Annotated in this window: 8 protein-coding genes; 7 read left to right on the forward strand and 1 reads right to left on the reverse strand. The window is 72.4% G+C overall.

All coding sequences use genetic code 11. The features are described from left to right. The first annotated feature begins 195 nt into the window (after positions 1–195). The 5 genes from VGR06_RS42235 to VGR06_RS42255 all read left to right on the forward strand — a co-directional run bounded on the left by VGR06_RS42235 (position 196) and on the right by VGR06_RS42255 (position 5,320). Positions 196–1,227 carry a 3-oxoacyl-ACP synthase III family protein gene (locus VGR06_RS42235; RefSeq protein ID WP_327564888.1) on the forward strand — a complete coding sequence of 344 codons (1,032 nt, stop codon included), beginning with the start codon at positions 196–198 and terminating at the stop codon, positions 1,225–1,227. Continuing rightward, entirely contained in the window at positions 1,224–3,113 is a 1,890-nt protein-coding gene (locus VGR06_RS42240; RefSeq protein ID WP_327564889.1) for an HAD-IIIC family phosphatase, read from the forward strand. The genes VGR06_RS42235 and VGR06_RS42240 overlap by 4 nt, the downstream gene beginning before the upstream one ends. After that, complete coding sequence (locus VGR06_RS42245) at positions 3,110–3,340, forward strand: acyl carrier protein (RefSeq protein WP_327564890.1); 231 nt, start codon at positions 3,110–3,112, stop codon at positions 3,338–3,340. Before VGR06_RS42240 ends, VGR06_RS42245 begins: the two co-directional genes overlap by 4 nt. A 94-nt stretch (positions 3,341–3,434) precedes the next feature. Further along, entirely contained in the window at positions 3,435–4,232 is a 798-nt protein-coding gene (locus VGR06_RS42250; protein ID WP_327564891.1) for a 2-oxo acid dehydrogenase subunit E2, read from the forward strand. After that, positions 4,229–5,320, forward strand: coding sequence for an alpha/beta hydrolase (locus VGR06_RS42255; protein WP_327564892.1), 1,092 nt, complete (start codon positions 4,229–4,231; stop codon positions 5,318–5,320). The genes VGR06_RS42250 and VGR06_RS42255 overlap by 4 nt, the downstream gene beginning before the upstream one ends. A gap of 71 nt (positions 5,321–5,391) precedes the next feature. Here the strand turns inward: VGR06_RS42255 and VGR06_RS42260 are convergent, their stop codons facing one another. Next, positions 5,392–6,180, reverse strand: coding sequence for an AfsR/SARP family transcriptional regulator (locus VGR06_RS42260; RefSeq protein ID WP_327564893.1), 789 nt, complete (start codon positions 6,178–6,180; stop codon positions 5,392–5,394). A 202-nt stretch (positions 6,181–6,382) separates the two neighbouring features. Between VGR06_RS42260 and VGR06_RS42265 the strand changes: the two genes are divergently transcribed. Then, positions 6,383–6,982, forward strand: a complete 600-nt coding sequence (locus VGR06_RS42265; protein WP_327564894.1) for a TetR/AcrR family transcriptional regulator — start codon at positions 6,383–6,385, stop codon at positions 6,980–6,982. Positions 6,983–7,015: 33 nt separating this feature from the next. Next, the coding region (locus VGR06_RS42270) for a beta-ketoacyl synthase N-terminal-like domain-containing protein (RefSeq protein WP_327564895.1) at positions 7,016–11,076 on the forward strand (4,061 nt) is incomplete at its 3' end.

Genomic DNA, 11,076 nt, shown 5'->3' on the forward strand with positions numbered 1-11,076 from the left:
GGACGCCGATCACACCTTAACCATACGCGGTTGGCCAACCCGGCGTTCCCCGGTTTATACAGGTGTTTCCGCGTCCGATCCGGGAAAGCCTTCGCATCCGAATTGGACAATTTGCATGCGCCGGGAAAGCTTGAAGTTAGAACAACTTTAGCCGGCGTCCACACGATGAGGGCAGTCAGCGACAGGGGACCGCCCATGGACACCACGGACATCCGCATCCTGTCGGCGGGGTCGGCATTGCCCGGCCCGCCGGTCGGCAACGCGGCGCTGGCCCGGCGGTTCCACATGGACGCCACCTGGGAGACGTGGGTGAACGTCTTCATCGGCACCCACACCCGCCACCTCGCCGTGGACCTGGACAGCGGCGAGATCACCAGCTCGCTCGCCGACCTCGGCGAGACCGCGGCCCGCCGGGCGCTGGAGCGCGGCGGCCTGGACGCCGCGGAGATCGACCTCATGGTGCTGGCCACCGCGACGCCGGACGCGCTCATGCCGGCCACCGTGAACGTGATCGCCGACCGGCTCGGCATCGACGGCGTGCCGACCTATCAGCTGCAGTCCGGCTGCGCCGGCGCGGTCCAGGCGCTCGACGTGGCCCGGTCCCTGCTCACCTCGGGCGACGCGCGGACCGCGCTGGTGATCGGCGGCGACAGCTGCGCCAAGCACTTCGACCTCGGCGCGGACCTGACCCGGCTGTCCCCCGCCGAGCTGGTGAACGTGGTGCTGTTCGGCGACGGCGCGGGCGCGGTCGTGCTGACCTCGCGGCCGGCCCGGGACACGGTGGCGCTGCGCCGGGTGCTGAACCGGCTCACCGGCCGCGGCCGCCCGCCCGGCCAGGTGGTCGAGTGGTACGGCCGGGCCGACCGGCACCCCGGGCGGCCCGCGGTCACCGAGGACTACAAGGCGGTCGAGGAGTCGGTTCCGCTGCTGGCCGCCGAGATCCTCAAGGAGCTGCTGGACGACCTCGGCTGGTCCGCCGTCGACGTGGACTACCTGCTGCCGCCGCAGCTGTCCGGCACGATGACCGCCCGCATCGTGGCCGGGCTGAACCTGCCCGCGGCCGAGGAGATCACCTGCGTGCGCCAGACCGGCAACACCGGGAACGCGCTGCCGTTCCTGCAACTGGAGCGGGCGCTGGCCGAGATGACCACCGGCGACCGGGCGCTGGGCATCGCGGTCGAGTCCAGTAAGTGGATCAAGGCCGGCTTCGCGCTGGAGAAGGTATGACCACCAACGACTTACGCCCGGCGCCGGACGGGGAGTTACTCGCGCTGGCCCGGGAGGGCACCCTGGCCCGCGAGTACCCGCGGGTGCGCCGGCTGGTCGGGGAGCTCTCCGGCGACGCGCTGGTCCGCGCCGGGCAGCTGCTCACCTGGCTCGACCAGGACGAGGTGATCTCCGCGCATCCCGCGGTGTCCCCGGTCAAGATCGCCATCACCGGGCACGGCACGCTGCACGCGCTGGTCGCGCCGCTGACCGCGGAACTGGCCCGGCACGGGTTGCTGCTCCGCCCGTACCTGGCCGACTTCGACAGCTACGTCTCGGCGCTGGCCGAGCCGGGCAGCGACCTCTACGCGCAGCGGGCCGACCTGGTGGCCTGCGTGCTGGACCCCGCGGTGATCGCCGACGAGCTGCCCACGCCGTGGCGGCACGAGGACGCGGTGCGGGTGCTCGAGGAGAAGCTGGCGCTGCTGGAGCAGCTGGCCGACCGCTACGGCGAAGCGGGCGACGCGGTGCTGGTGTTCAACACGATCCCGCTGCCGCACGAGCTGTGCGCACAGCTCGTCGACCGGCGCTCCCGGGCGGCCCTCGGCGCGGCCTGGCGGGAGACCAACGCCCGGCTGCTGCGCCTGATGGACACCCGCCCGTGGCTGGTGGTGCTGGACCTCGACCCGCTGCTGACCGAACCGATCCCGCTGTGCGACCCGCGCGCCAGCGTCTACGTCAAGGCGCACCTGTCCGGTGAGCTGCTCGCCCGCTACGCCCGCGAGCTGGGGCACCTGGCCCGGCAGATCACCGGCCGCACCAAGAAGTGCCTGGTGCTGGACCTGGACGGGACGGCCTGGGGCGGGGTGCTCGGCGAGGACGGGATCGACGGCATCGAGGTGGCCGGCACCTACCGCGGCGAGGCGTTCCGCGCGTTCCAGAAGGTGGTCAAGCAGCTGGCCGCGCAGGGCGTGCTGGTGGCCGTGGTCAGCAAGAACGATCTCGACCTGGTTCGCCAGGCGCTGCGCGAGCACCCCGGGATGACGCTGCGCGAGAATGACCTGGTGCGGGTGATCGCCAACTGGCGGCCCAAGCACGACAACCTGGTGGGGCTGGCCGCGGACCTCAACATCGGCGTGGACAGCCTGGTGTTCGTCGACGACAGCCCGTTCGAGTGCGGGCTGGTGCGCAGCGAGCTGCCCGAGGTGGCGGTGGTGGCCCTCGACGGCGAACCGGCGGCCCACCCCGGCGCGCTGCTGCGGGACGCCTGGTTCGACAGCCGCGACGTCACTGCGGAGGACCTCACCCGGACCGTGCGCTACCGGGAAGAGCTGGTACGCAAGGACTTCCTGCGCAGCTTCGGCTCGCTGGACGGCTACCTGGACGAGCTGGGCGTGCGGGTCCGGCTGTGCCGGGCGGTCCCCGCCGACGTGCCCCGGATCTCGCAGCTCACGTTGCGCACCAACCAGTTCAACCTGACCACGGTGCGGCTGCAGCAGCCGGACGTGCAGCGGCTGCTGGCCGACCCGGACGCCACCGTGCTGGGCATCCACGCCGCCGACCGGTTCGGCGACAACGGACTGGTCGGCGCGATCTTCCTGCGGCGCGAGGGAGACAGTGTGCGGCTGGAGAACTTCCTGTTGAGCTGCCGGGTGTTCGCCCGCGGCATCGAGCAGGCCTGCCTGTCGGCGGTGCTCCGGCACGCCGGCGCGTCGGGTGTTCAGGACGTGCTCGGCGGCTACCGGCCGAGCACCAAGAACGGGAAGGTGGCGGACTTCTACCCGATGAACGGGTTCATCCGGGTGTCCCAAGTGGACGATCTGCAGGTGTTCCGGCACGACCTGGCCGCGATTCCCGCGCCGCCCCGGCACATCGAGCTGATCGTGCTGCTCGGGGCGGGCCGGTGAACAGCCTGGAGGAGTTCGTCTCGCTGGTGCGGGACGAGGTCGGGCTGCCGGTTACGGTGGACGACGCCGGCGTCACCCTGGACGACCTGCCCGGGTGGGACTCGGTGCACCTGCTCACGTTGCTGGTGGCCGTCGAGCGCGCCACCGGGCGGCCGCTGCCCATGCCGGACGTGCTGGAAGCGCCCAGCCTGCACCACATCTACGCGCTGGCGGTGAACCATGAGTAGGAGCGAGAGCGAGGCCGCGGTGTCGGCTGGACCGAGGAGCAGCGCAGGGAGCGAGGAACGAGCGACCGAGCAGCGCACGAGGGAAGCCGACACCATGAGCGGCCGAGCGGAAGCGACCAGTGCAAGCAGCGCTCCCCTGGCCCGGCAGCGGCGGCACACGCTGCATTTTCTGGCGGAGATCCGGGCGATGTCGCCGGTGTTCCTGGACACCGAGGTCGACATGAGCGCGGTGCTCGCCCACCGGGAGGCCGGCCGGCAGTACTCGGTGGTGAGCTACGTGCTGCACACCGCGGCCCGGGTGCTGGCCCACCACCCGCGGGCCAACGCCGCCGTGCGCGGGCGGCGGGTCGCCGGGTTCGACGGTGTCAACGGGAAACTGGCGCTGGACAAGCGGATCGGCGGCGAGCGGGTGGTGCTCGCCGCGGTGCTGCCGGACCTGCACGAGGCGAGCCTGGCGGAGATCCAGCGCCAGGTGGAGCACTTCCGGGACGGTGACCCGGACACGATGCCGGAGTTCGCCGGGGTGCGGGCGCTGCACAAGCTGGGCTGGCCGCTGGGGCGGCTGGCGTTCCGCCGGGTGGTGCGCCCGCTGCGCACCCGGGCCGCGGTGCTCGGCACGTTCTCGGTCACCTCGCTCGGACATCGCGCGGTGGACGGCTTCTACTCCGTCGGCGGCACCACGACCACGTTCGGCGTCGGCCGGATCGTGCGCCGGGCGGTGGTGCGCGGCGACGCCATCGTGATCGCCCCGGTGCTGCGCCTGTCGCTGACCTTCGACCACCGGGTGATCGACGGCGCCGAGGCGGCCGATGTCCTCACCGAGGTCCGGCACGCGCTGGAGTCCTTTGTAGACAGTATTGTTCCGATAGGACAGAAAGTGGCGGCGCCGTGAACGACGTCGAGGAGCTGAAGCGGTTCGTGCTCGTGCACGCCCGCGCACAGAACCTGGATCCTGCCACGTACCAACGGGTTCTAAACGGGATCGAGCACGACCGGGACGGCGGCCCGGGGTCGTGGACGGCGGCCTGGTCGGCCGAGGCGGCCGCCCGCACGGACGATCCGCTGGCGGCGGCCCGGTTCTACACGATGGCGCGGTTCCCGTTCGTGGACGGCGACGCGCGGGCCACGGCGCTGCGCAAAGCGGTCGAGGAGTTCGACCGGTGGCGGCAGGCCCGGGGCGGCATCGAACGGCTCGACGTCGAGCTGGACGGCGGCCGGATCCGGTGCTGGGCAACCGGTCTGGGCGAGGGCCGGCCGCTGCTGCTGGTGCTGGGCGGGATCGTGAGCATCAAGGAGCAGTGGGCGCCGGTGCTGCTGGCCGCGCGGCGGCTGGGCCTCGCCGGGGTGGTCACCGAGATGCCCGGCACCGGTGAGAACACCCTGCGCTACGACGCGAAGAGCGCCCGGATGATCTCCGCGGTGATCGACGCGGTGGGCGAGCGCGCGGACACCGCCCGGACCACCGCACTGGCCATGAGCTTCAGCGGTCACCTGGCCCTGCGTGCGGCGCTGGACGACCGGCGGATCACCGGGATCGTCACGGTCGGCGCGCCGGTGGCGGAGTTCTTCACCGACGCGGACTGGCACCGCCGGCTGCCCCGGGTCACCCGGGACACCCTCGCGCACCTGACCAGGGCCGCGCCCGGGGAGCTGTTCGACGCCCTGCGCGACTGGGCGCTGACCGCCGAACAGCTTGCCGCGCTGGACATCCCGGTGTGCTACCTGGCCAGCGGCCGGGACGAGATCATCCCGCCCGGGGACCCCGCCCTGCTCCGCACGCACGTGCGCGACCTGCGGCTGGCCGAGCAGGACGACGTGCACGCCGCGCCCGGGCACGTGCTGGAGACAAAGCTCTGGATCACCAGCTCGATCGTGCGGTCGACCGGTGGAAAGCCCATTCCCGGGATCCTGCTGGGCACCCTGCTCGGCGCGGTCCGGCTGCGCCGGCGACTTTCGCGGAGCTTGCGGAGCGAAACATGAACACTGCCGCGGAGCTTGCGGAGCGAAACATGAACACTGCCCCGTCGCCGAGCCTGCGAGGCGACGGGGTTTTAGGACACCGCGGAGAACGGACCGAGCGGCACGTCCAGCGTCTCGTCGCCGAGGAGGATCGCCTGATGCAGGTCGCGGAGGCTGCGGCAGGGCTCGAGTCCGAGCTCCTCGTTGAGGATCCGGCGCGCCGACTGGTAGACCGACAGCGCGTCGGCCTGCCGCTCGGAGCGGTACAGCGCGAGCATCAGCTGGCGGTAGAACGACTCGCGCAGCGGGTGGTCGGTCACCAGCCCGTAAAGCCGGCTGACCAGCTCGCGGTGTTGGCCGAGCGCGAGCCGGGCGTCGATGTGCATCTCCACGCATTCGAGCCGGGCCTCGCCGATCCACGTGGTGAACCCGTTGATGATCGGCCCGTCGCCGCGCAGATCGCCGAGCGCCGGTCCGCGCCACAACTCGAGCGCGGCGCCGAACGCGTCCGCGGCGGCGGCGTGCCGCCGGGCCTTGGTGTGGTCGCGGCCCTTGACCACCAGGGCCTGGAACTCGTGCAGATCCAGCACGTCGTCTCCGGTCCGCAGCAGGTAGCCCAGCGGCCGGGTGACGATCGGGCTCTGGTGGTCCGGGCGGTGCAGGAACTTGCGGAGCTGGGAAATGTAGACGTAGAGCGCGGCGTTGGCCCGCCGCGGGTTGTTCTCCCCCCAGATCTCGGTGATGATCTGCGGCGCGGTGAGCACCTGCCCGTTGCGGATCAGCAGCGCGGCAAGCAGGATCTCCATCTTGCGGGCGCTGATGAACGCGCTGGTGCCGTGGTCGTCGACGATGCAGAGCGGTCCGAGCACTTCGTATCGCATAGAGGCTAGGCTCCCCCTTGCCACTTCACGTTTGCCGTTATCGGCCTGCCAAGAAGTCTTCCAGGGGGCGGCTGATGATCACATCAGCGAAACTACGTACACCTACCGTCCACAGATCAACACGGTGTTAACCGGGCCGCACGGTAGCATGGCGGCGAGCGGAGGGAACACGGATGTTCACTGTCAGGATACCGGTGGCGCGGTGACCGCCGCGCCCGTCCCGGGCACCGTGCGCCGCCGCGGCGACGCCTTGCGCCAGGCCATCTTCGCCGCCGTCTTCATGCAGCTGCAGACCGTCGGCTACCACAATTTGACCATGGACGGGGTGGCCGCCACCGCCCGCACCGGCAAGGCGGCCCTGTACCGGCGCTGGGCCGGCAAGGACGAGCTGGTCCGGGACGCGCTGCGGGAGGCGCTGCCGTCGCCGCGGGACATCGAGCTCACCGGCGAACTGCGGGCGGACGTGCTGGCATCGCTGCGCTGCATCCAGGACGCGTTCCTGTCCACCCACGGCACCGCGTTCCAGATCGTCTCCGCGGAGGCCGGCTGCCAGCGCGGGCTGGTCCGCGACATGGTCACCGAGCAGGTGGTCGCGCCGTGCGCCGACCTCATTCTCGAGGTGCTGCGGGCCGCCGCCGCGCGCGGCGAGGTGCGTCCCGGCGCGGTCACCCCGATGATCGCCCGGGTCGGTCCCGCGCTGCTGGTGCACCAGGCGATCACCGAGCGCGCCCCGGTCTCGGACACCTACCTGCACACGGTCGTCGACGCGATCGTCTTGCCGTTGGTGCAAGCCCAGGATTAGGGCCGCTTTAGCCACCCGGCGAACCGTGGTGGCGTGCCACCCGAACCGGTCGCGGTCGTCGGGCTGTCCTGCCGCCTGCCGTCGGCGGCGAGCCCGGCGGAGTTCTGGCGCCTGCTCCGGGACGGAAGGAGCGCCGTCACCGCGACCCCGGCGAGTCGTTTTGCTCCGGCCGCGGACGACCCGCCCGGCGTGCGGTTCGGCGCGTTCCTCGATCGCATCGGCGAGTTCGACGCGGAGTTCTTCGGCATCCCGCCGCGGGTGGCCCGGGCGATGGACCCGCAGCAGCGGCTCATGCTGGAGCTGGCCTGGGAGGCGCTGGAGGACGCCCGGCTCGATCCCACCACCCTGCGCGGCACCCGCACCGGCGTGTTCGTCGGAGCCACCGCCGACGACTACGCCGCGCTGCTGGCGCGCGGCGGGGTCGTCACCCCGCACACGCTGACCGGGCTGAGCCGCGGCGTCATCGCCAACCGGGTGTCCCACGCGCTGGGCCTGCACGGGCCGAGCCTCACCGTGGACGCCGCCCAGTCCTCGTCGCTGGTGGCCGTGCACCTGGCCGCGCAGAGCCTGCACCGCGGGGAGGCCACGCTCGCCGTCGCCGGCGGGGTGAACCTCAACATTCTCAAGGAGAGCGCGGTCGCCGCCGCCCGGTTCGGCGGGCTCTCGCCGGACGGCCGGTGCCACACCTTCGACGCCCGGGCCAACGGGTACGTGCGCGGTGAGGGCGGCGGCGCGGTGGTGCTGAAACCGTTGCCGGCGGCGGTCGCGGACGGGGACCGGGTGTACTGCGTGATCCTCGGCAGCGCGGTGAACAACGACGGCGCCACCGGCGGGTTGACCACGCCCAGCGAGCAGGCGCAGCGCGACGTCATCCGGCTGGCGCACGCCCGGGCGGGGGTCGACGCGGCGGACGTGCGGTACGTGGAGCTGCACGGAACCGGTACAGCGGTGGGGGATCCGGTCGAGGCGGCGGCGCTGGGCGCGGTGTTCGGCGCGGATCTCCTGGTGGGGTCGGCGAAGACCAACGTGGGGCACCTGGAGGGCGCGGCGGGCATCGTCGGGCTGCTCAAGGCGGCGCTGTCGGTGCGGCACCGGATGCTGCCGCCGAGCCTGAACTTCGAGCGGCCGAGCCCGGCGGTCCCTTCGCACATCCGGGTGCAGTGTGAACTGGGGCCGTGGCCGGACGGGCCGCTGCTGGCCGGGGTGAGCTCGTTCGGGATGGGCGGCACGAACTGCCACGTGGTGCTGACCAGCGGGGAGCTCGACGTGCCTGGGGGTCACGTCGAGCTTCCCGTTGTGCCGCTCGTGCTTTCGGGCCGGAGCGCCGCCGCGGTGCGCGACGCGGCGGCGCGGCTGCGCAGGTTCCTGGCCGAGCGGCCAGACATCAGCCTGGCCGATGTCGGCTACTCGCTGGCCACAACCCGGGCAGCGATGTCTCACCGTGTCGCCGTTCTCGCGGCGGACCGCGATGAGGCAGATGCCGCGCTGCGCCGGGTGATCAACGGAGAGCCGGCGGCAGGTACGGCACAGGCCAGTGCGCTGACCGAGCTCGCCGCCCGGCACGTCGCGGGCCACCGAGTCGACTGGGAGGCCGTGTTCGCTGGCGCGGCCAAGGTCGATCTGCCCACGTATCCGTTCCAGCGCAAGCACTTCTGGCTGGACCATGCCGCCATTCCAGAGGTGGTCGAGGCCGAGCTCCGGAGCCGGCTCGCTGTTCTCGACTCCGAGGAGCAGCAACGGGTGCTGCTCGACCTGGTCCGAACCACAGTGGCCGGGGTACTGGGTCACGACTGCGCTGTGGACGCTGACCGTGCCCTGTCCGACCTGGGTTTCGACTCCGCGCTGTCGACGGAGCTGGAGCAGCGCCTGTCCGTCTCATGTGGACTGTCGTTGCCGCCGGCCTTGGTCTACCAGGCGCCCACGCCGGCCGCGCTGGCCGCGCACCTGCGGAACGAGCTGTTCGGCGGCGCGAGGGACCATTCGGCACCGCCGGCGGCGCGGCCGGAGCACGAGCCGATCGCCGTGGTGGGCATGGCGTGCCGGTACCCCGGCGGGGTGGCGTCGCCGGAGGACCTGTGGCGGCTGGTGGCCGACGGAGTGGACGCGACCGGGGACTTCCCGGCCGACCGCGGCTGGGACCTCGACGCGCTCCGGACCTCCGTGACCCGGGGCGGTTTCCTGGCCGGCGTGGACCGGTTCGACCCGGAGTTCTTCGGAATCAACCCGCGTGAGGCGGCAGCCATGGATCCGCAGCAGCGGCTGCTGCTGGAGATCGCGTGGGAGGCCGTGGAGCACGCCGGGCTGCGGCCGGACTCGTTGCGCGGCAGCCAGACCGGCGTGTACGTCGGGGCGACGGCGCAGGACTACGGGCCGCGGCTGCACGAACCGGCCCGCGGCGCCGAGGGCTACCTGCTGACCGGCGGCTCGGTGAGCGTCGCGTCGGGACGGTTGGCCTACATGCTCGGGCTCGCCGGCCCGGCGGTCACCGTGGACACCGCGTGCTCGTCCTCACTGGTGGCGCTGCACCTGGCGGTGTCCGCGCTGCGCACCGGCGAGTGCGCGCTGGCGCTGGCCGGCGGGGTGACCGTGATGTCGACGCCGGGCATGTTCGTCGAGTTCAGCCGGCAGCGCGGGCTGGCCGCGGACGGGCGGTGCAAGGCGTTCGGCGCGGGCGCGGACGGCACGGCCTGGGCCGAGGGCGCCGGGCTGCTGCTCCTCGAAGGGCTCTCCGACGCGCGGCGCAACGGGCACCGGGTGCTCGCGCTGCTGCGCGGTAGCGCGATCAACCAGGACGGCGCCAGCAACGGCCTGACCGCGCCGAGCGGGCCGGCGCAGGAACGCGTGATCCGGGCGGCCCTCGCCGACGCCGGGCTGTCTACTTCGGACATCGACGCGGTGGAGGCGCACGGCACCGGCACCACGCTCGGCGACCCGGTCGAGGCGAACGCCATCCTGGCCACGTACGGCCGCGACCGGGACCGGCCGCTATGGCTCGGCTCGCTGAAATCCAACCTGGGCCACGCCCAGGCCGCGGCCGGCGCCGGCGGCGTGGTCAAGATGATCATGGCCTTGCACCGCGAAGTCCTGCCTCGGACGCTGCACGCCGAGGAGCCGACCCCACACGTGGACTGGTCCAGCGGCTCGGTGTCCCTCCTCACCGAGGCCCGGCCCTGGCCGGCCACCGGCACCCCGCGCCGGGCCGGGGTCTCCTCCTTCGGCATCTCCGGCACCAACGCCCACGTGATCATCGAAGAGGCCAGCCCGGAGCCGGCCGCGGCCGGCCGTCCACTGGAGACGGTTCGGCCGTTCCGGCGCAGGCGGTTCTGGATCAACCCGGGCCGCGCGGAGCATCCGCTGCTGGACGCCAAGGTGAGCGTGGCCGGCACCGGTGGCCTGCTGCTCACCGGGTCGCTGTCCCGGTCCGCCCAGCCCTGGCTCGCCGACCACGAGATCGCCGGCACGGTCCTGGTGCCCGGCACGGTGTTCGTCGAGCTGGCGATTGAAGCAGCCAGCCGCGCCGGCTGCACCCGGATCGACGAGCTGACCCTCGAAGCCCCGCTGGAGGTTCCGGACCGCGCGACCGTTCGGCTCCAGCTCACCGTCGACCCGCCGGACGGTACCGGCCACCGGACCATCGCCATCCACGCCCGCCGCGGCGAGGAGCCCTGGACCCGCCACGCGACCGGACTCATGTCCACTGTGGACACCGTGCCGGGCGCGCTCGACGAGTGGCCGCCGGCTGGCGCGCTACCGCTCGACCCGGACGAGCTGTACGCGCGGCTGGCCGAGCGGGGTTACCGGTACGGCCCGGCGTTCCGCGGCGTGCTCGCGGCCTGGACGGCTGACGAGGACGTGTACGCGGAGGTCGCGCTGCCGGATGACCTGGTCGACGAGGCCAGCCGGTTCGCCGTCCACCCGGCACTGCTCGACGCGGCCCTGCACCCCTTGGTGTTCACGACCCAGGAGACCGTGCTTCCGTTCTCCTGGACCGGAATCGCCGTGCACACCTCCGGCTCGACAACCGTGCGCGCACACTGGTCAAACAACCGGCTGACCCTGTCCGACACCATGGGCGCGCCGGTGGTCTCGGTAGA

This window comes from Actinophytocola sp. (assembly GCF_036002505.1).
In the GTDB taxonomy this organism is placed as follows: Bacteria; Actinomycetota; Actinomycetes; order Mycobacteriales; family Pseudonocardiaceae; genus DASYTH01.

Bases quoted from the DNA above. Each gene is read 5' to 3' on its own strand.
- VGR06_RS42240 (WP_327564889.1), top strand. From the start codon at position 1,224: ATGACCACCAACGACTTACGCCCGGCGCCGGACGGGGAGTTACTCGCG.
- VGR06_RS42235 (WP_327564888.1), top strand. From the start codon at position 196: ATGGACACCACGGACATCCGCATCCTGTCGGCGGGGTCGGCATTGCCC.
- VGR06_RS42250 (WP_327564891.1), top strand. From the start codon at position 3,435: ATGAGCGGCCGAGCGGAAGCGACCAGTGCAAGCAGCGCTCCCCTGGCC.
- VGR06_RS42260 (WP_327564893.1), bottom strand. From the start codon at position 6,180: ATGCGATACGAAGTGCTCGGACCGCTCTGCATCGTCGACGACCACGGC.